The sequence below is a fragment of the Streptococcus sp. A69 genome (assembly GCF_058556195.1).
Genome location: NZ_JBZUJU010000002.1, coordinates 73,367 through 94,631, shown reverse-complemented (window position 1 = coordinate 94,631; position 21,265 = coordinate 73,367). Strand labels below are relative to the sequence as shown.

Annotated in this window: 19 protein-coding genes; 9 read left to right on the top strand and 10 right to left on the bottom strand. The window is 40.1% G+C overall.

Annotated features, from left to right (window positions below; translation table 11 throughout):
• Window positions 1-57 precede the first annotated feature (57 nt).
• The 7 genes from mnmA to AC4ME5_RS04430 all read right to left on the bottom strand — a co-directional run bounded on the left by mnmA (window position 58) and on the right by AC4ME5_RS04430 (window position 8,236).
• A complete protein-coding gene (gene mnmA / locus AC4ME5_RS04460) occupies window positions 58-1,179 on the bottom strand; it encodes a tRNA 2-thiouridine(34) synthase MnmA (protein ID WP_491800153.1) in 1,122 nt (373 codons plus the stop codon).
• 318 nt (window positions 1,180-1,497) lie between these two features.
• Window positions 1,498-2,889, bottom strand: a complete 1,392-nt coding sequence (gene argH / locus AC4ME5_RS04455; RefSeq protein WP_491800151.1) for an argininosuccinate lyase — start codon at window positions 2,887-2,889, stop codon at window positions 1,498-1,500.
• A gap of 27 nt (window positions 2,890-2,916) precedes the next feature.
• Window positions 2,917-4,113 (bottom strand): argininosuccinate synthase, encoded by a 1,197-nt coding sequence (locus AC4ME5_RS04450; RefSeq protein ID WP_000031908.1) that lies wholly within the window; start codon window positions 4,111-4,113, stop codon window positions 2,917-2,919.
• 15 nt (window positions 4,114-4,128) lie between these two features.
• Window positions 4,129-4,935, bottom strand: coding sequence for an ABC transporter substrate-binding protein (locus tag AC4ME5_RS04445; RefSeq protein ID WP_491800149.1), 807 nt, complete (start codon window positions 4,933-4,935; stop codon window positions 4,129-4,131).
• 227 nt (window positions 4,936-5,162) lie between these two features.
• Window positions 5,163-5,792: an ABC transporter ATP-binding protein gene (locus AC4ME5_RS04440; protein ID WP_491800147.1), complete on the bottom strand. Its 630-nt coding sequence runs from the start codon at window positions 5,790-5,792 to the stop codon at window positions 5,163-5,165.
• Window positions 5,789-7,897 (bottom strand): bacteriocin-associated integral membrane family protein, encoded by a 2,109-nt coding sequence (locus tag AC4ME5_RS04435; protein WP_491800145.1) that lies wholly within the window; start codon window positions 7,895-7,897, stop codon window positions 5,789-5,791. The genes AC4ME5_RS04440 and AC4ME5_RS04435 overlap by 4 nt, the downstream gene beginning before the upstream one ends.
• Before the next feature lie 54 nt (window positions 7,898-7,951).
• The gene (locus tag AC4ME5_RS04430; protein WP_084939443.1) at window positions 7,952-8,236 is read right to left on the bottom strand and encodes a lactococcin 972 family bacteriocin; all 285 of its coding nucleotides are present in this window, start codon (window positions 8,234-8,236) and stop codon (window positions 7,952-7,954) included.
• Between the two features lie 385 nt (window positions 8,237-8,621).
• On the opposite strand from AC4ME5_RS04430, the gene AC4ME5_RS04425 reads away from it, so the two are divergent.
• On the top strand, window positions 8,622-9,485 hold the full coding sequence (locus AC4ME5_RS04425; RefSeq protein ID WP_491800143.1) for a helix-turn-helix domain-containing protein: 864 nt from the start codon (window positions 8,622-8,624) through the stop codon (window positions 9,483-9,485).
• A 51-nt stretch (window positions 9,486-9,536) separates the two neighbouring features.
• Here the strand turns inward: AC4ME5_RS04425 and apf are convergent, their stop codons facing one another.
• Entirely contained in the window at window positions 9,537-10,169 is a 633-nt protein-coding gene (gene apf / locus AC4ME5_RS04420) for an aggregation-promoting factor (RefSeq protein ID WP_270747181.1), read from the bottom strand.
• Window positions 10,170-10,410: 241 nt separating this feature from the next.
• Here apf and sdaAB point away from each other — a divergent pair, with 241 nt between their 5' ends.
• Genes sdaAB through AC4ME5_RS04405 form a run of 3 tightly spaced genes read left to right on the top strand, consistent with a single transcriptional unit; the run spans window position 10,411 to window position 12,620 of the window.
• Window positions 10,411-11,082, top strand: coding sequence for an L-serine ammonia-lyase, iron-sulfur-dependent subunit beta (sdaAB, locus tag AC4ME5_RS04415; protein ID WP_001191177.1), 672 nt, complete (start codon window positions 10,411-10,413; stop codon window positions 11,080-11,082).
• 8 nt (window positions 11,083-11,090) lie between these two features.
• Window positions 11,091-11,963 (top strand): L-serine ammonia-lyase, iron-sulfur-dependent, subunit alpha, encoded by an 873-nt coding sequence (sdaAA, locus tag AC4ME5_RS04410; protein ID WP_491800140.1) that lies wholly within the window; start codon window positions 11,091-11,093, stop codon window positions 11,961-11,963.
• Window positions 11,964-11,990: 27 nt separating this feature from the next.
• Window positions 11,991-12,620, top strand: a complete 630-nt coding sequence (locus AC4ME5_RS04405) for an HAD-IA family hydrolase (RefSeq protein ID WP_491800138.1) — start codon at window positions 11,991-11,993, stop codon at window positions 12,618-12,620.
• A gap of 95 nt (window positions 12,621-12,715) precedes the next feature.
• On the opposite strand, the gene AC4ME5_RS04400 is transcribed toward AC4ME5_RS04405, so the two are convergent.
• The gene (locus AC4ME5_RS04400) at window positions 12,716-14,566 is read right to left on the bottom strand and encodes a nucleoside-diphosphate sugar epimerase/dehydratase (protein ID WP_061588568.1); all 1,851 of its coding nucleotides are present in this window, start codon (window positions 14,564-14,566) and stop codon (window positions 12,716-12,718) included.
• Between the two features lie 75 nt (window positions 14,567-14,641).
• Complete coding sequence (locus AC4ME5_RS04395) at window positions 14,642-15,472, bottom strand: glycosyltransferase (protein ID WP_096421523.1); 831 nt, start codon at window positions 15,470-15,472, stop codon at window positions 14,642-14,644.
• 221 nt (window positions 15,473-15,693) lie between these two features.
• On the opposite strand from AC4ME5_RS04395, the gene AC4ME5_RS04390 reads away from it, so the two are divergent.
• The 5 genes from AC4ME5_RS04390 (at window position 15,694) to AC4ME5_RS04370 (ending at window position 21,227) form a co-directional block, all read left to right on the top strand.
• Entirely contained in the window at window positions 15,694-16,860 is a 1,167-nt protein-coding gene (locus AC4ME5_RS04390; RefSeq protein ID WP_491800136.1) for a CynX/NimT family MFS transporter, read from the top strand.
• A gap of 299 nt (window positions 16,861-17,159) precedes the next feature.
• Window positions 17,160-19,211 (top strand): retron Ec67 family RNA-directed DNA polymerase/endonuclease, encoded by a 2,052-nt coding sequence (locus tag AC4ME5_RS04385; protein WP_084853147.1) that lies wholly within the window; start codon window positions 17,160-17,162, stop codon window positions 19,209-19,211.
• Window positions 19,212-19,398: 187 nt separating this feature from the next.
• A complete protein-coding gene (locus tag AC4ME5_RS04380) occupies window positions 19,399-19,725 on the top strand; it encodes a PadR family transcriptional regulator (RefSeq protein ID WP_084852814.1) in 327 nt (108 codons plus the stop codon).
• A complete protein-coding gene (locus AC4ME5_RS04375; protein WP_033630476.1) occupies window positions 19,712-20,305 on the top strand; it encodes a DUF1700 domain-containing protein in 594 nt (197 codons plus the stop codon). The genes AC4ME5_RS04380 and AC4ME5_RS04375 overlap by 14 nt, the downstream gene beginning before the upstream one ends.
• Window positions 20,298-21,227, top strand: a complete 930-nt coding sequence (locus tag AC4ME5_RS04370; RefSeq protein ID WP_216733729.1) for a DUF4097 family beta strand repeat-containing protein — start codon at window positions 20,298-20,300, stop codon at window positions 21,225-21,227. The genes AC4ME5_RS04375 and AC4ME5_RS04370 overlap by 8 nt, the downstream gene beginning before the upstream one ends.
• The last annotated feature ends 38 nt before the right edge of the window (window positions 21,228-21,265 follow it).

Here is a 21,265-nt window from a genome sequence, read left to right as displayed (position 1 = left end):
TTTGACCATCATTTCTATTGCTTTTATTATTGTAGCAAATTGAGAAAATTTGTCAATCTAAATGTACTGACAAACTTGTCCGTCGCGGTAGGCATTGTCAATCAAACCGCCACCGAGACACTCTTCACCATCGTAAAAGACAACTGCCTGACCTGGCGTGATCGCGCGTTGTGACTCCGCAAAGATGACCTCTGCCTTGTCTCCTTTGACATGGACGATCACCCTAGAATCAGGCTGACGGTAGCGGAATTTAGCCGTGCATTCGAGCGTAAACTCTTCTGGCATCTCACGAGTAAAGTGAACTTGGCTAGCCTCTAGGCTGGTTGACATGAGCGAATCATGGTAGAAACCTTGGCCTACATAGAGGATATTCTTGCTTAGGTCTTTTCCGACAACAAACCAAGGGGCATTGTCACCGCCATGTTGCCCACCGATACCAAGTCCGCCACGCTGACCAATCGTATAATACATAAGTCCTGCATGCTCGCCCATATCACGGCCATCCACTGTCATCATGCGACCAGGCTGGGCTGGTAGATAGTTACTGAGGAAGTTTTTAAAGTTCTTTTCTCCGATAAAACAAATCCCTGTCGAGTCTTTCTTCTTAGCAGTCGCAAGGCCTGCTTCTTCTGCTAGTCTGCGAACTTCAGGTTTTTCCAAATGTCCCAGTGGGAACATGGTTTTTTGCAGTTGTTCTTGCGAAAGTTGGCTGAGGAAATAGGTTTGGTCCTTACTATTGTCCACGCCACGAAGCATGTGAACAGTACCATCCTCATCACGCGCCACTCGAGCATAATGCCCAGTCGCTACATAGTCTGCCCCCAAGGTCATAGCATAGTCCAAAAAGGCCTTGAACTTGATTTCCTTGTTACACATAACATCTGGATTTGGCGTGCGCCCTGCACGGTATTCCGCTAGAAAATACTCAAAGACGCGGTCCCAGTACTCTTTTTCAAAATTGACAGAGTAGTAAGGAATGCCGATCTGGTCTGCCACCGCAGCCACATCCTTGTAATCTTCGGTCGCCGTACAGACGCCGTTTTCATCTGTATCGTCCCAGTTCTTCATGAAGATACCGATCACATCGTAGCCCTGCTCCTTGAGCAAGAGAGCCGTCACCGACGAATCAACACCACCACTCATCCCCACGACAACACGTGTTTTAGAGTTATCACTCATGGTAAGTCTCCCATCTATTCGTTTATTTATACCCCTCAAAATTCTATTTACTATGACTTTCAATAGAATTTCTTTGAGTATAGTCTTTTCGTTTGCTTTTAGGACTAGGCAACGAGTCGCAGGCATAACTTGAGTTAGGTAAGACGAGTTAACGACGTAATAAAAGATAAACGAAATGACTAGTTCACGATTGAAGGTCGTGTGTGCTTAACGATTGAAGGTCGCTTGAGCAGTATTCATTATAACACGCTTGGTTGGAGAAGACAAGAAAGAGGCTGATAAATCATCTCAGCCTCTCTTTATTACTTTGCAAACGAATCAATTTTCCCCTTTAAGTTCTTTCTTCGCTTGTTCTATCTGGTATTTCACTTGCTCAAAGCCGGTTCCTCCTAAGGAATTCCGTCTCTGAACAGCGGTTTCTGGGCGCAAGTAGATATAAATATCCTCTTCAATCAAGGGATGGTAGACTTGCAACTCCTCCAGATCCCAATCTTGGATATTTTTACCATGCTTGATAGAATCTAGAACCAATTTCCCTACAATTTCATGTGCTTCTCTAAAGGGGAGGCCTTTTTCAGCCAAATAATCTGCCAGTTCGGTCGCATTCGAAAAATCATTCTCTGTAGATTGCTGCATTTTAGACTTATTGATCTTCATGCTCGATAGCATACCTGCCAACACATCCAGAGAATTCAAAATCGTTTCTACTGTATCAAACATGCCTTCCTTGTCCTCTTGCAAATCCTTATTATATGCCAGAGGCAAAGACTTCATGACAGTCAATAGCCCAAGTAAGTGCCCGTAAACCCGTCCTGTCTTCCCTCGAATCAACTCGGCCATATCAGGATTTTTCTTCTGGGGCATGATAGACGAACCCGTCGAAAAGCTATCAGACAAGCTAATGTACTGATACTCAAAACTGCACCAATTGATGATTTCTTCACAAAAACGACTCATATGCATCATCAAAATGCTGGCATTTGACAGGAATTCCAAGATAAAATCACGGTCACTCACTGCGTCCAAGGAATTGGTATAGGGTTGTTGGAAGCCCAATAAATCACTCGATAATTGACGATTGATTGGAAAAGTTGTCCCCGCCAAGGCAGCCGCACCCAGGGGAGATAGGTCCGTATGTTTCAGGTTAAATGCGAATCGCTCGCTGTCCCTTTGAAACATATTGTAATAAGCCATGAGATGATGGGCAAAACTAATCGGTTGGGCGTGCTGCAAATGGGTATAGCCTGGCATGATGGTTTCCACATGTTTTTCAGCCAAATCCAGCAAAACACTATTAAGATTCGCCAACTTATCCAAGACATGGCCAAGCTGCTCCTTTAGATATAAGTGCATATCCGTTGCGACTTGGTCATTCCGAGAACGAGCTGTGTGTAGTTTCCCAGCCAGAGGACCGATTTTTTCTGTCAGCAACACTTCCATATTCATATGAATATCTTCATTTGCAATATCAAAATGAAGCTCTCCTGCCTCTAAATCTCGCAATAAAGCTTGCAGACCATCTTGGATCTGCTCTGCCTCTTCCAAACTCAAAATGCCAGTCTGTCCTAGCATTTGAACATGAGCTAGGGAACCCATCAAATCAAATTTTGCCAGCTGGTGGTCAAAGGAAATACTCGCACCGAACTGCTCTACCCAATCTTCCACAGTGCCTTCAAATCGACCACCCCATAATTTTGTATTTCTCGACATATCCTGTCGTCCCTTTCTATCGCGTCACTACTCAACATTTTTCTGAACTTCTGAATAAACCTTAGTCGGAAGCCCCCAAAGCTTGATAAATCCCACAGCCGCATCTTGGTCAAAGGTATCCGCACTGGTATAAGTCGCCAAATTTTCATCGTAAAGAGAATTTGGAGATTTCCGCGCCACTACCTGGGCGTTCCCCTTATAAAGTTTAACTTTTGCAGTTCCATTGACAACTTTCTGTGTCTCCTTGATATAGGCAATCAAAGCCTGAGTTGCTGGGCTAAACCACAAGGCATTATAGATGAGATTGGACAACTCATTTTCGATAATAGGTTTAAAATGAGCCACTTCTCTCACAAGAGTCAAGTCTTCAATCTCCTTATGAGCTGCCAATAAAGTCACAGCACCTGGGCACTCATAAATCTCTCTTGACTTAATACCGACTAGGCGATTTTCCACATGGTCAATACGACCAACACCGTGTTTGCCCGCAATTTCATTTAGCTTTTGAATCAAATCCGCCACTTTCATCTTCTCTCCATTGAGGGATATGGGCACCCCGCAGCTAAACTCAATGTCAATAAATTCTGGACTGTCTGGTGCCTCTTCTGGAGAAGATGTGATTCCAAATGCTTCTTCTGGTGCTTGGTTCCAAGGGTTTTCCAAAACACCACATTCATTTGCACGTCCCCAAAGATTTTGATCGACAGAGTAAGGATTATCAAGGTCAGCAGGAACTGGGACGCCATTTTCTTTGGCATATTGGATTTCTTCTTCACGAGACCATTTCCACTCACGAACAGGCGCAACTACCTTTAGATTGGGATCCAAAGCTGCAATAGAGACTTCAAACCGAACTTGGTCGTTTCCCTTACCTGTACAACCATGGGCAATTGTGGTTGCCCCCGTCTGATGAGCTATTTCAACGAGTTTTTTTGAAATAAGAGGGCGACTCAGAGCAGATACCAAGGGGTACTTTTGTTCGTAGTAGGCATGAGCCTGAAGGGCCACTAAAACATAGTCATTAGCAAATTCTTCCTTAACATCAATGACATAAGACTCAACAGCCCCAACCTTGAGAGCTTTATCATGGATGAACTCCAAATCTTTTCCTTCACCCACATCCATACAAACAGCAATCACATCATAGTCTTTTTTTAACCATGTAATAGCAACTGATGTATCCAATCCACCTGAATAGGCTAAAATAACTTTTTCCTTACTCATTTCTCTTCCTTCTTTCTATTTTTCGATAGAGGCTTTAAAAGCATCGTCAATCAATTTGTCCAACTCCCCAGAATCCTTCAATTTCTGGATGGTTTTGTCAACCGCCTCTTTCAATTCTTTACTGTCTTTTTTCATCGCAACAGCGTAGGAATCTTCTTTGTCATTGTCAAAATCAAACTCAGCGATGGCTAGGTCTGGATTATTCTCTACAAATCCTTTCGCCACTGGCTCCTCAAAGATAACCGCGTCCAGTTGCCCTGATTTCAAGTCTGTTATCAAATTTCCATTTTTAGGAAGTGAAACGAGAGAAGAATTCTGCAAGGTTTCTTTAGCCAGAGTTTCCTGGATAGAACCTTTCTGCGCTCCAACCTTTTTCTGAGCCAAATCCTTGACTGATTGGTAATTCGTTAATTCAGATTTTCTTACGATAACCTTATTTTTCGAAGTGTAGTAGGGAATCGAAAAATCGTAAACTTTACTTCTCTCCTCCGTTTTAGAAACACCTGATATGGCAAGATCGGCCTTACCTGAATCAAGACTAGCCAGTACATTGTCAAAACTCATTGGAGAGAACTCCACTTCTACACCCAGTTCCTTTGCGATGGCTTTGGCTAGTTCAACATCTGAACCTACAATCTGATTTTTCCCATCAACCAATTTCTGGTATTCGAATGGAGCAAACTCTGGATTTAGGGCCACCACCAATTTTCCTTTAGCCTTAATGGCTTCAACACCTTGGGATTGAGTGTTACTACAAGCAAATAATAAGGGAAACATAAGCAAACCAAACATCGCCATCAACACCTTCTTCACTTTATTCATAGAAGAGCCTACTTTCATTTTTATACTTTATTATTGTATAAATAATACTCTTCTCGTTCTCGTTTGTCAAGGAAAAACTGTATTTTATTTCATTTTAATCAAGAAAAACTCATTATATGATATATTTTTACATATAATAAGCTTATTTATACTATTTGATTTTTTAAAAATACAATTGTCCAATTACAGGTAAGATGAAGAGATCAACGAACTCTCCACATTCTCTTTCACAATTCAATGACTCGATGGCACTGTTCGGCCACATAGGCATCGTGGGTAACGATAATGACCGTTTTACCTTCCTTGTTCATATCTAAGAGAAAGTTCAAAACCAAATCTCGATTTTCAGGATCTAGAGAACCGGTTGGTTCATCTGCTAAAAGGAGCTGGCTGGGTTTTAAAATGGCTCTAGCAACTGCGATTCGCTGCTGTTCCCCTCCAGATAACTCTGAAACCTTCTGATGTAGAGTTGATGGCAACCCCACTCTCTCTAAAATTTCTTCTATCCCTTTGACTTTGTCCTTCTTGGACAATTTCACATACTTTAGAGCGAGCATGAGATTATACTCTACCGTTTCATTGTCAATCAGAGCAAAATTTTGAAATAGATAAGAGATATGTTCGCGGATAATCGCTTGCGACTTAACAGAATTGACAGGTACATTTTGCTGACCGAAAATTTCATAATGTCCACTGTAATCGCCATCTATCAAACCCAAAAGATTTAACAAGGTTGACTTGCCACTGCCACTTTTCCCAACAATGGCAACTAAATCTCCTTGGTTAATTTTTAGAGATAAGTTCTCCAAAATAACTTTTTTCCCAATGGTTTTCGTAACATTTTCCAACTTTATCATAAGTGATCCCCTTTCAATAACTGCACTACATTTCTTTGTTCCATCTTAGAGCCCAAGAAAAGTACAAACAGGATATCTAAGCCTGTAAATCCTGCAAAAAGTAGGAGCGGGAAAAGTGCCTGTGTAAAGAATAGCAAGACCATAAAAGGAAGGCTATAGACAGCTAATAGAAGACCCAGCAAGGAACGATACCGATCTATTAATTTCCAGCCCATAAACTTCTTGGTAATAATATCTGTTCGCTTCAACAAGAAAGTTGTTACTAGTAAGAAGTAGGAAATCATCATACTAAGGAGACCAAACAAAGCAAAGAGTAGGTTAAAATTCCGAACAGCATCTCGATAACTATCCACCTTCTCTTGTTGAATGGCTTGAATAGATGAAAACTTAAGATAGTTCCCATCTGACAATTTCTCAACTAACTCTGTAATGTCTTTTTGATATTGTACCGTATTTTCGATTTTAATGGGGTTATTTAAACCTGTTGTTGACAGGGAGGCTTTTTCATCCCACATCATATCAGAATCATTGACCAAGCTAATAATTGGATTGGAGAGATTTTCCTTTTGCTTTTCACTATATGGAAAAAATGACCAATCTCCTTCATAATAGGCAACCTCGACATCCATCTCCTCTATCGTTCGTTTTTGCTGCTCTTCATACTTCATCGAATGATAGGCAATTAACTTCCCCAAGAGCTGATTTTTATCTTCTTCACCTTTCGTACTTGCTGGCATCAAAATAATTTTTTTAGTGCCGGTATCTGGTAGCTTGAATCCCTTGCTCTTTAGAAAATTGCTATTAGCATAGTAAACATCCACCGTATCTGTTAACTGATATTGCTGAATCTGTTCTGATTTGACAAAATTTTTTACAGGAAGACTGCTACTTCGCACATAGCCTGCCTGCGTTTTTTCTACCAAGTCTTGATAAAATCGATAGAAATAATCCACTGCTTGCTCTGAGCCTGCCAACTGCTCTTGCCACAGGTTATCGTTGAGTTGGAAAGTTTCCAAGGTCAGATAATTTCCTTGACTGATCCACTGTTTCTGGTAATCCAACTCTTTGTTTTCTTGCTCCAAACTTTTTCCTACCCCAACTAGCAAGACTGTCAGTAAAATGGTAGTTCCAATTTTCATCAAATAATTAAAGAGTAAACCAAATTTAAAAGATGAAAAACTTTTCAGCAGAGAGCTGATTGTCATTTTTTGGATCAAGAGATAGGTCAACCAACTGATAAAGAGATAAAGTTGCAAAAGCAAAAAATGCGACAACCATAACATTGGGAACAAATCTTTTGGCTTGTAATCAAGCAAGAAACACACTCCTAGATTGATCACAAGCGCCCCACCTAGGAGGAGGTAGAGATTGCCTTTCACAACATCAGCTAAAACAGCCCTGTCTTGAAAACCAAGTAATTTTTGTACCCCAACTCTTTTCATCTCCATCATTGGCTGATACACTGTCACTAACACAAGAAGTAAAATAGCCAAGACAAAAACAATGGTAGATAAAAGCAAATCTCGATTTATGACTTCCACTGCACTTTTGTAGGTCGGCTCTAACAAGGTAACCTGGTCTATCTTGAAAAAATCGCTCCATTTCTGTACAATCCTATCCTTGTCCATCTCTTGTGTAGAAGTTATCGTATAGCGACCATTTAAACTACGAGATGTATCCTTGATATAGGTTTGAAAAGTCATAAGCTGAATAGGCTTGGCTTTTAGAAAAGTCGGAATCGTACCAAGTTTATTGGAAATTTCTTTATTACTGTAAACTCCCTCACCATCTGTGGTAAAATCAAGAGAAGAAATCCCAAACTCTTGGTAGGGAAAGGTATCTTTATCAAAAACACCAGACTTGACCACCTCATCACCACTGTCTGTTTTGATGATGGAGACTTTGTACTCCTTTGATACATCCTCAAAAAATCGAAGAACAGATACTGCAGGTTCGTTAATATCTTTCAAATACAAATCCAAAGAATCTACAGTCTTTCCCATTTCCCGAATCCGAACCACTTCACGTGTGTAGTTTATATTAAAAACAAAAAAAGTGGTACACAACAACAGCAGAGACATACAAAGATGACTGATTTTTTTCATAAAGATACCTCCAATAAAGTTCTCCCTCTCCTAATAGGAGAGGGAAAATTCCACTTAAAATCCATAGAAATATTCTAATCCTGTTGGCGGAATCTTTGTGAGGGAAGCTTGAGCCCAAACCTCGGGAGCTTCACGATCCTTAGAGATTCTACTACCATGTCGGACCGTTGCTGTATGAGAGCGAGTAGAATGTAAATAATCAGAATATCCAAAAGTTCCTGTCCAACCTACTCCATAATTCCATTGACCACCATCAACCCATACTGCTAAAGCATTTGTAGTAGCAAGTAAACCACATACCATTAAAGATGCAACACCAATTTTAACTAATTTTTTCATGATTTATTTCTCCTGTTTGTTGAGAGCTATGCCCTAAAAACAGCTATAATAATGTGTCAACAAGTATCATAGTCCATTGGACTCACCTTCCTTTCGTTTTTACAACTAGCGCATTATATTGGCCAATTCCACGGAAACTGTGAAGCTATGGCAACCAAGAATGCAAGAAAGACCAAAAAACGAAGTACTTTTTTATCCATAATTTTTCTCCTACCTTTTTTATAGCTATATTATAACTCTTTTCTTAACGTCAAAGATTCTTGTCAGCTTTTTCACAAAATTATTGTAGATTTTTACTTTACTTTACTTTTTATGTCTTTATGATACAATATTTTTAATAACACAATAAAATATGTTAACTTTTTTCACGAACAAGGAGGAGATCATGCGATACGATTTTGGAAATGTTTATAAAGAAATCCGTGAATCAAAAGGGTTAACTCAAGAGGAGGTCTGTGGGGATATTCTCTCAAGAACCAGCCTATCAAAAATCGAAAGCGGGAAAACAACTCCTAAATATGAGAATATGGAGTTTCTTCTCCGACAAGTCAATATGAGTTTTGAAGAGTTTGAATATATCTGTCAACTTTATCAACCAAGTCAACGCACAGAAATTATGCAAACCTATCTCAATATGAGCTCAATCCTAGGGACTAATGAACTCGAAAAACTATTTCAAAAATGTCAAGACTACCTCAAACCTCACCACGACCTCCCCATCAAAGAGATACGAGATATGCTAGAAATTGTTATCTATATTCGCCAAAATGGGACTAAAAAACTGTCAATCGAAGTTAACAATACTGTAAAGAAGCTATGGAAGAAGATAGAAAAGCAGGACACTTGGTACGAGAATGACTTAAAAATTCTCAATACCATTCTCTTTACCTTTCCTATAGAACATATCCATCTCATCACTGGAAAAATCTTGCACCGCTTAGAAGTCTATAAAAACTATCAACATTTATATGACTTGCGAATGGCAATTCTACTCAACCTCTCTACCATTTACTTATACAATCAAGATAAAAACATGTGTCAACAAATCTGCTACACTTTACTGGAGGACGCCAAGAACAAGAAAAACTACGATAGACTTGCTATCTGCTATGTCCGTATTGGGATTTGTACGGATGATCCTAAACTTATCCAAAAAGGTTTCTCCCTTCTGGAGCTAACCAATGAGACCTCCATGCTATCTCATCTCCAAAAAGAAGTAGAGACCTATTATCAACCAAAGGAAATATAAAAAAGTCGAGGAAATTCCTCAACTTTTACTTCTTATTCTGTTAGTTCGTTCTTAATACCAACCATTGTTAAGCCAGAAGTTCTTGGCAGCTGTCCATGAACCGTAACGTCCTGCAACGTAGGCATCTGCTACACGTTCTTGGTTTTCAGCTGAGTAGTCACCGTTCAAGTATGAATCTGTCAATTGGTAACGTCCGATGTAACGTCCGTTTGTAGCAGTGTAGCTACCACCTGATTCTTTTTGAGCGATCCATTCTTTGGCTTCTGCTTCAGAACCACTTACAGTAGAAGTTGCTGCAGTGTTGCTTTCTGCTGCTGGTGCTGCAGGAGTTGCAGGTGCAGCTGGGGCTTCATAAGTTGTTGTTGCTGCTGGAGCTTCTTCAACTGTTTCTGTAGCTACTGGAGCTGTTTCTTCCGTTGTTGCTGCTGGAGCTACAGTAGAAGCTGTTCCTTCGATAACCAAAACTTGGTCAACAAAGATAAGGTGAATATCTTTGATGTTGTTTTTTGCTGCCAATTTTTCAACAGTTGTGTTGTACTTCTCAGCGATTTCTGAAAGAGTATCACCTGATTTAACTGTGTAAGTTACAGTTTCTTGTGCAGAGGCAAGAGCTGGGGCAAAGAAAGCAAGCAAAGCTGCTACTCCTGCGATAGTTGTTTTGATTTTTTTAGTTGTTAATGACATATCTAAAAATTCTCCTTCTATTGAATATATCTATGATACCTTTTAAATGTTACTGTTGTTTAACGGTTATATGTAGAAATATTACAAAAATGTTTTATATTTACCGTTTTACGGAGGTTTTTGTCACAAAAGACCTTATTTTATACCATCTTTAATCATTTTGAGGTTTTGATAAGTGAAATAAGCGCAGAGGTTCATTCTTTGATATAATAGATATAAGAATCTTTGTAAGGGGAAACAGATGCAATCACTTCGTTTTCAATCTGTCTTTGATATTATCGGGCCTGTCATGATTGGCCCATCAAGTAGCCATACTGCTGGAGCTGTTCGTATCGGAAAAATCGTCTCTTCCATCTTTGACGATACGCCAACAGAGGTAGAATTCCAATTATTTAACTCATTTGCCAAGACCTACCGTGGTCATGGAACGGACCTCGCTCTCGTAGCTGGTATTTTAGGTATGGATACGGATGATCCCGACATCCCAAACAGTCTCGAGATTGCCCATAAACGGGGCATCAAGATTGTCTGGACCATTCAGAAAGACAGCAATGCTCCTCACCCTAACACCACTAAAATCACTGTAAAGAATGACCATAAATCCATTAGTGTGACAGGGATTTCCATCGGTGGGGGAAATATCCAAGTTACGGAACTCAATGGTTTTGCCGTCTCTCTCAACATGAATACCCCGACCATCATCATCGTGCATCAGGATATTCCGGGTATGATTGCCCATGTTACAGAAGCCCTCTCTCGTTTTGATATCAACATCGCTCAGATGAATGTGACTAGAGAAAAAGCTGGAGAAAAAGCCATTATGATTATCGAAGTCGATAGTCGAAGTTGCGAAGAGGCGATTGAAGAAATCCGAAAAATCCCTCATCTCCACAATGTCAATTTCTTTAAGTAGGAGGAAACATGTTTTATTCTATCAAAGAATTGGTTGAGCAAGCAGATCTAGACTTCCAAGGAAATGTCGCAGAACTCATGATTGCGACAGAATATCAACTAACCGGTCGAGAACGGCCAGAAGTTCTCCTCCTGATGGAGCGCAATCTAGAAGTCATGAAAGCCTCTGTCGAGCTTGGCCTTAGTGAAAATAAATCCCGTAGTGGCCTAACGGGTGGAGACGCGGCCAAACTAGACCGCCATCTCAAAAGTGGCAAGGCCTTGTCGGACTTTACCATCCTATCAGCAGCCCGTAATGCCATCGCAGTTAATGAACACAATGCGAAGATGGGCTTGGTCTGCGCCACTCCAACCGCAGGAAGTGCCGGCTGTCTGCCAGCCGTTCTTACTGCTGCTATCCAAAAACTTGACCTCAGCCACGAAGAACAACTCGATTTCCTCTTTGCCGCGGGTGCCTTTGGATTGGTTATCGCAAATAACGCTTCTATCTCAGGTGCTGAAGGTGGCTGTCAGGCCGAAGTCGGCTCTGCCTCTGCCATGAGTGCCGCAGCCTTGACCTTGGCCGCAGGTGGAACGCTCTATCAGGCTAGCCAAGCCATCGCCTTTGTCATTAAAAATATGCTAGGTCTCATCTGTGACCCTGTTGCTGGTTTGGTTGAAGTTCCTTGTGTCAAACGAAATGCCATGGGAGCCAGCTTTGCCTTTATCGCGGCTGATATGGCCTTGGCAGGTATCGAATCTAAAATCCCTGTCGATGAAGTTATCGATGCCATGTACCAAGTCGGATCCAGCCTCCCAACTGCCTTTCGTGAAACGGCTGAAGGTGGACTTGCAGCCACTCCGACTGGTCGTCGCCTACAAAAAGAAATCTTCGGAGAATAAGCTTATCTATATCTATTAGGAGAAATCATGTCCTCTATCTCAGCTATCTTTTTTGATCTAGACGGAACCCTGGTTGACAGCTCCATTGGGATCCACAATGCCTTCACCTATACCTTTGAACAACTAGGAGTTCCAAGCCCTGATGCCAAAACTATTCGTGGTTTTATGGGCCCGCCGCTTGAAAGTAGTTTTGCGACCTGCCTTCCAAAAGAACAAATCTCAGAAGCTGTTCAAATCTATCGTTCTTACTATAAGAAAAAAGGAATCCACGAAGCCCAACTCTTCCCCCGAATAACGGAATTACTCCAAGAGCTTTCGCAAAACTACCCTCTCTACATCACTACAACAAAGAATACTCCTACTGCTCATGATATGACTAAAAATCTGGGAATCCATCATTTCTTTGATGACATTTTCGGTTCCAGTCCTGAAACGCCTCACAAGGCGGATGTCATCCGTTACGCCTTACAGACGTATCGACTCCCTGCAGACCAAGTCCTCATCATCGGGGACACCAAATTTGATATGATTGGAGCCCAAGAAACTGGCATTAAAAAGTTTGCTGTTACTTGGGGATTTGGAGAAGAGGCTGATTTGCTCAGCTATCAACCTGATTGGATTGCCCGTACCATTGACGATATCATTAGGCAACTATAAATAATACAACGATTTGAAATTACAGAGTAAAAAGGCCAGGGTCCTGTACAAACAGAACCTTGGCCTTTTATTTATAATTAGTTAATTAGTCACCCTTACTCAGCATGGGTTGTCTCATTTGCAAAGGAAATAATTGCTTCTTTGAGCTCATCTCCACTGAGTGAACGGAATTCTTCAATCTTTTGATCGATGGCTTCTAGAGGCATGACGTTAACCTTACCAACGAAAATCTTATCCATGACTTGGTTATCAACCAATTCGGTCGAAACCAAGAGTTCTTCATAGAGTTTTTCACCTGGTCGGATACCGACCTCAACGATTGGAATTTCACTTTCCGTGTGCCCGCTTAGAAGGACCATTTTCTTAGCCAAGTCGTAGATCTTGACCGGTTTGCCCATATCAAGGATAAAGACTTCTCCGTCCTTGGCATAAGCGCCAGCATGGATGACCAGACGGCTAGCCTCTGGAATGGTCATGAAGTAACGTGTCATACGGAAGTCTGTCACCGTTACAGGGCCACCTTCAGCAATCTGGCGTTCAAAAACAGGAATCACGCTACCACGGCTACCAAGAACATTCCCAAAACGAACTGCACAGTAGGTTGATTTGCTACGTTGGTTAAAGCCAGTGACAATCAACTCTGCCACGCGCTTAGTCGCCCCCATAACATTCGGCGGATTAACCGCCTTGTCAGTCGAAATCATGACCATCTTAGGTACTTTGGCCTCATCAACAGCCTTGGCAACATTGTAGGTCCCGAGGATATTGTTCTTGAAGGCTTCTTTTGGATTGCGCTCCATCATTGGAACATGTTTGTGGGCTGCAGCATGGTAGATGATAGCTGGTTTGTACTGTTCAAACACTTGTAAAAGACGATCATAATCCTGAATATCTGCAATGACAGGAACATAATCAATCCCTTGGAATTTACGAATCAACTCATGATAAATAAGGTAGATTGAATTTTCACCATGTCCAAGCAAGACGATACGCTCTGGGTTGAAGCGGCTAATCTGGCGACAAATTTCCGAACCAATCGAACCACCAGCTCCTGTCACCAAGATGGTCTTGCCTGTAATCTCAGTACCCAGACGTGATTCGTCAAGGCGAATTTCCTGACGGCCCAAAAGGTCCGTGATATCAATTTTTTGGAAACCACTACCCGATTGATGTAAACCTTGAACAACCGTCTCAACTTTAGGCATCTTGTAACATTTGACACCTAGTTTATTACACATCTGCAAGATACGTTCATACTCTGATGGATCAAGCGAAGGGATTGCTACGATAACACGCTCGATTTGGTGACGTTTGGCCAATTCAGGTAGATTATCATAAGAGCCCAAAACTGGGATTCCACCTAGTTTTTGTCCCTTTTTCTTTTCATCGTTATCCAAAATCCCCACTATCTCAAGCTCGCTAGTTGGATGTTGGTAGCTGTTCATAAAGAGGGCGCCACCATCACCAGCACCGATCAAGAAGGTACGGCGATGCTCTCCATCTCCACTACCTTGCTTGCGCTTAGAATAAATCAGCTGCCAAGTGATACGAGGAAGCAAGATGAGGAAGGTACTCAACAAAATGAAGAGTACGATGAAACGGATAGAAAACAATGGAAGAAAGGCATAGCAGATTCCATAAGAAAGAACACTGCTGAGCATCACTCCGAAAAAGATTTTCATGAAATCCGTAATCTTGCTATAACGACTGATACTAGCATTTAGCCCCCAAAATGCAATCATGATTTGATAGAGAAGGAAGGCTAAAAGAGTGTAAATCACATAGTCCACAGGCGCAGGATTTATAAGGCCATAAAACAAGATATAAGATACGATGATGGAAACCACCATACTCAGAATATCGAATATCCCCCAAAACACTTGTTTTTGCTGTTTATTTAAAATTTCAACCAGATCAATCACGTAATCTGTTAGTTTTTTATTCATAGGAATTTACTCCCCCTTAAAAGAGTCAAATGATACTATTGTTATGATAACCCGAATCGTTCAATCTATCAGGTCTTACTTGCTCTTTCTTAAAAGTTTGACAAAGATAAACTGACGTACAAAACCTGGACAAAGTGCAACAATTGCCTGAATGAACATACTTTTAGCATATTCTATGTAAGAAATTTGCCCTCGCTCAAGCATCCGTTGGCGAGCTTGACGGTAGAATTTAAGGTAACGCAAGCCACCTCGACGCTCAAACATCCCTGCACCGACACGAACCTTACACAAGATTTGATCTAGGTTGCCAGTCTTGGCACCTGACGTAATCATATTGAGCCAAAGGAGATCATCCTCCATGTAAAGCCCGTCTTCGTAGTTGCCCGCCTTGAGGACCATGTCCTTTTTGAACATGACTGTCATATGGTTAAAGGCGCTTCTCATTCTCTGATAAGCCACAATGTCTGCGTGCTGAGTTGGAACACGACGATAAGACACAATCTCATCTGGATTGTCAATAAACTCTGCAATCTGCCCACCTAAGAGATCGAGATTTTCTTTCTCCATCAGTTGAAGCTGTTTCTCAAAACGATCCGGAACGGCTAAATCGTCCGTATCCATGCGAGCAATAATGTTATACTGGCACTGCAAAACACCGTAACGAAGAGCCAAGCCTAAACCTTGATTTTGCTCTAAGGGGCACCGTTTCACTGGAATGTCTGACTGAGCTTCCACTTCATCTAGCACCTGATAGAGCTCAGGCGTGAGGGGCCCATCCTCAACAAGAACAAGTTCACTCGGTTTCAAGGTTTGATTTTGAACACTTTTGATAGCATCTCTCAAAAACGTCGGGTTTTCCTTTACATAGACCGACATCAAGACGCTGATTTTTTGCTTTTCAGGCACCGTTTTTCTCCAATATATAGATTTCCTTCCACTATTTTATCACAAATTTTCTCACTTTCCTATTTTTATATCAAATCAAGGAAAATTCTAGTAAAGAAATGTATCTCCTTTCACTCTATTCTCGCTTAAATCAATCGAACTTTCTTGGCTATCATTACTTGACATTATAAGGAAAAAACCTTAAAATAAGCTGTTATTAAAATCATCCTATTGAGGTTTTTATGAAAAAACAATCACTCTTTTTTGTTCTAGGAATTGTCTTAATCGGGACCGTTTTACGCTCTCCTTTTACTGCTCTTCCAACTATCTTAGGAGATATCGCTCAGGGACTAGGAGTGGAGGTTAGCTCTCTTGGGATTTTAACCAGTCTCCCTCTCTTGATGTTTGCTCTTTTCTCTGCTTTTGCAAGCCGCTTGGCACAAAAAATCGGGTTGGAACATCTCTTTACTTACTGTCTCCTCCTCTTAACTGTTGGCTCTGTCATTCGGATTTTCAATCTTCCCCTTCTCTATCTAGGGACCTTAATTGTGGGAGCAAGCATTGCGATCTTCAATGTACTCCTCCCAAGTATGATCCAAGCAAATCAGCCTCAAAAGATTAGTTTCCTAACAACGCTCTATGTCACTGCCATGGGAATTTCGACAGCCATCGCTTCTTATCTTTCGGTCCCTATCACCCAAGCTAGTTCTTGGAAGGGACTCATCCTCGTTCTCAGCTTTCTCTGTCTGGTCACTCTGCTAGTCTGGTTGCCAAATCATCGCCACAACCACCACCTAGAAAGCCAAAAAGAAAAGCAAGTCAAAGAGAATATTCTAAAAAGTAAAGATGTCTGGGCTATCATTATCTTTGGCGGGCTTCAGTCCTTGCTCTTTTATACAAGTATGACCTGGTTGCCAACTATGGCTGTTAGTGCTGGTATTTCTAATAGTGATGCAGCTCTTCTGGCTTCTATCTTCTCACTGATCAGCATTCCTTTTTCAATGACTGTTCCAAGTCTGACGACTCGTCTATCAGATGGTCACCGTCGAATCATGCTGGCAATCATTTCCTTCTCTGGGATGACAGGAATTGCCATGCTCTTGTATCCAACCAATAATTTCCTCTACTGGTTAGTCGTCCATCTCTTGATTGGAACGGCCTGCAGTGCCCTCTTCCCCTACCTCATGGTTTGTTTTTCTCTTAAAACCAGTTCTCCTGAAAAGACCGCTCAGCTATCAGGACTAGCGCAAACAGGAGGCTACATCTTAGCTGCTTTTGGACCCGCCTTGTTTGGTTACAGTTTTGAACTTTTCCAATCTTGGATCCCAGCTGTCCTTGCCCTTCTAGCCATCGATATCATCATGACCATCTCACTCTTTATGGTGGATCGGGCGGATAAGATCCTTTAATTTTTCTAAAATACTTCTCAGATACAAACAATGCAAAGCCAGATTCTGTCTGGCTTTTTGAGGTGTTGATAAAAATTTATAGTCTAAGATGTCTTAATTCTAGATTAACAGGTTATTTTGTGATAGAATAAAGTTGCGTATGATTAGATTTTTGACTTGTGTGTTCGCAAGTATTAACAACAATGTTATAGGAGTGTTTGGCTTCATCTGGTGTTATTAGCTTCAGGATTCATTAGGATTTCTACTGGCAATCTTGTTCGCGTAAGAGTTATCATACGCTTTTTGTATGAGGAAAAATGATGACCAAATTTAATCAACTACAGACAAAGGATGATTTTGCTAAGCTACTTGGCTTGAAAAGTGCCAAATACATCAATTATTTATTGTACAATATAAAAACTGATAATTTATATAACTCTTTCCCTATCCCTAAAAAGAATGGTGGAGAAAGAGTTATACATGCCCCCAAAAAAGAGTTGAAGTTCCTTCAGAAAAAATTGTCTAATGTTTTGTGGGAATGTTACCTTGAAAGCATAGAATCTAAATCTAAGGATAAGAACTTTAAAACACCTGTTCTGTCTCACGCATTTGAAAAGGGGAAAAGCATTATTACCAACTCTCAGATGCATCGAAACAAGAAATACATTCTGAACATTGACTTGAAAAACTTTTTTGATTCTTTTAATTTCGGAAGAGTAAGAGGTTTCTTTATAAAAGACAGGGATTTTGCCGTTTCACCAGAAATTGCTACTGTAATCGCACAAATTGCGTGTTATCAAGGTAAGCTACCGCAAGGAGCTCCGTCTTCTCCTATCATCACAAATTTAATCACTAGAATATTAGATTATCGGATTGTCAAAATTGCTAAAAAATATCGTTTTACATATTCTAGATATGCCGATGATTTGACTTTTTCAACAAATCGTGAATTAAACTCTAATAAATTGAGAGCAAGCAAAGAATTAGAAAACTTTTTAACGGAATTAGAAGACTTAATAATCTCATCTGGTTTTGAAATCAATCCTAAAAAAACACGATTGAGTAATAACATGCAGCGTCAAGAAGTTACTGGACTGGTTGTCAACAAAAAAATAAATGTAAAAAGAGAATACGTAAAAAATACTCGCGCAATGGCCTTTCGATTATACAAAGATGGAGCTTTTGAAATAGATAAAACACCAGGAACGATCAATCAACTAACGGGACGCTTTGCTTTTATTTTTCAAATAGAACAATACAACAACTATTTACTTTATAAAAAATCTTTGATGCAAAATAATCTAGATTCGCAAAAGTATTTATTAGGAAGAAATTCATCAAGAAAATCAGAGTCGAAATATTATTGGAAGTATATCTTTTATAATAAAGACCTACAAAAAGAATTGTTACACAACACAAAACATCATACATATAATTTACCTACAGAATTTTACAGTATCGGTAAAGAAGAAAAGAAAACGTACATGTCTTTATTTAATTCTAGAGAAAAAGAGTACAAAAAATTTCTATTTTATAAATATTTTTTCGGGAATGACAAACCTATAATTATAACAGAGGGAAAAACTGATCCTAGATATATTAAAGCGGCTTTAAAAAATCTTTATCAAAAGTATCCGGAACTTATTGAAAAAGAGGGAAATAACTTTATATTTAAAATTGAATTTCTGAATCGTAGCAATACGATAGAATACCTTTTTAATGTTCCAGAAGGGGGAGAAGGTTTTAAATTTTGGTATAATTATTTTTCTGATAAATTTTACTATAATGAGAAAAAAGAAAAAAAATTTTTTGCACTAAATTCAGAAGAAAGAATTTTATACACAAACTACATTACTTATTTCAAACAATTAACCAATAGTCTTCCCAATTATCCAACAATATTTTTATTTGATAATGAATCGAATAATAGAAATGGCAATGATAAATCGGCTTTATTTTTATTTGCGAGTCATGCAAAAGACTTGATGATCCCAAAGAATAAAGACTTGGAAGATTCAAAGAATATAAAATTAGAAGAGAAAATTTCAGACAATTTAGAAAAAGTTAGAAGAGATAAACCTTGGCGAATTAATAAAAAGGATAGCCTATATATAATGGCGACACCTTTAATGCCTCACATGAATGACGGTAAGTCCTCTGATATTGAAGATTTATTATTTTCATCGTCTCAAAATTCACTACCTATTTTAAAAGGAAAGGAATTTCATAAAGATGGTGGTGATAATCATTATGGAAAAGAAATTTTTTCAAAGTATGTTCTAAAGAATTATAAAGAATTCGATTTTACTGAGTTTATCCCTTTGCTAGACGGCATAAGAGATAATATCCTAGATTATAAATCATTATTCTAGCTTATCTTTAAAATATAAATTTCTGTGAAATAGCTGATGTCAGAGTCTCTAAACTCCTAGTTTTTACTAGGAGTTTTTTATATATAAAATTTTTACACATATTTCTTGACAGGGCTTTCAACTTGAGATACAATATATTTGAAAAGAGTATATATAAAATTTTTATATAATATAAAGGAGGTTTCCCATGTACTTCCCAACATCCTCTGCCTTGATTGAGTTTCTCATCTTGGCTGTACTGGAGCAGGGGGATTCTTATGGTTATGAGATTAGTCAAACCATTAAGCTCATCGCCAATATCAAAGAATCTACGCTCTATCCCATTCTCAAAAAATTGGAAGCCAGTGGCTTTCTCACCACCTACTCTAGAGAGTTTCAGGGGCGTATGCGCAAATACTACTCCTTGACCAATCGGGGCGTAGAGCAGCTCATTACTCTAAAGGAAGAGTGGACGCTCTATACCGACACCGTCAACGGCATCATAGAAGGGAGTATCCGCCATGACAAGAACTGACTATCTGACTCAGTTAGAAACCTATCTCCATAAACTACCTGAAGCTGACCGCATCGAAGCTATGGACTACTTTAAGGAACTATTTGACGATGCAGGTCCAGAGGGCGAAGAAGAACTCATTGCCAGTCTGGGAACTCCAAAAGAAGCTGCCCATGATATCCTCTCTGATCTTCTCGATAAAAAGGTCAATGAGGCACCTGCTCAAAAGAATGATCGCCAACTGCTACACATTGCCCTCCTGGCTCTGCTAGTAGCTCCTATCGGAATTCCGGTCGGGATCGGCATCCTCATGGCCATCATCGGTATTTTTATCGCAGCTGTCTCCGTCATTCTAGCCTTTTTCACTGTTTCGGTGACGGGTATCCTGCTAGGTGGACTCTTTATCATAGAGAGCTTTAGTGTTCTGGTCGAAGCCAAATCTGCCTTTATCTTGATTTTTGGGGCCGGTTTGCTTTCTATCGGTGCTTCTTCTCTTGTTCTACTAGGTATCTCCTATGTAGCCCGTTTCTTTGGTCTCCTAATCGTCCGCTTGGTGCAATGGATTCTTAAAAAAGGAAAGAGAGGTGACAGACATGCGTAAATTGACAAAAGGATTTCTCATCTTTGGTGTGGTTTCTACAATCCTTGGTTTTATCATGATCATTGTAGGCGCCCAGTCCAATGGTATTCAAAGTTTGCTTGCCATGTCAAAAGACCCCGTCTATGACAATCGTATCGAAGAAGTGACCTTTGGAAGCGAAGTGGAAAAACTTGATTTGACCCTTGAAGAACACAGCCTAACCATCACAGAGTCTGTAGATGACAAGATCCATATCACCTATCATCCTTCCGTATCTGGTCGTCACGATTTGACTACTGGTATGAGTGACAAAACACTGAGCGTCACTGACAAACAAGCCTCCCAACATCGTTTTCTCGGTTCAGGAATCGAAAGCCTACTTCGTATCGCCAGCAACTATTCTAATCGTTTTGACGAAGTCGTTCTCTCCCTACCCAAAGGAAGAAAGCTGCAAGCTATCACCGTCTCAGCCAATCGTGGACAAACTAATATTCGTCAAGCCAACCTTGAAAATGCAACCATCAAAACAAAAGGCTATCTCTTAAGACTAACAGAAAGTTCTATCAAGAACAGCACATTAACGGCATCTCATATCATCAATATCTTTGATGCCGAATTGACAGATAGTCAGGTCAAGACGGAGGGAGCACACATCTATGCTGAAAATATCCAAGTTCACGGCAAGGTCGAGCTAGAGGCTTATTCAACTCTACAACTCATTCTCTCCCAGAAAGAGACCGACCGTATCAATCTAGAAATTTCTTCTCAGCATGGTGGTATCTATCGTCAACCCAAAGAAGAACATCGTGGACAAAAAGAGAATGTACTTGCCAACCCTTATAAAACGGAAAAAGCAGATATCAAGGACCTACTCATTGCAAAAGCCAACCAAGATATCTACCTACCAAAAGAAGAGTACTCTTCTCCATCTAGAAACCATTGACAAAAACGCTTTCATCTGCTAATCTAAAAATAGAAAAC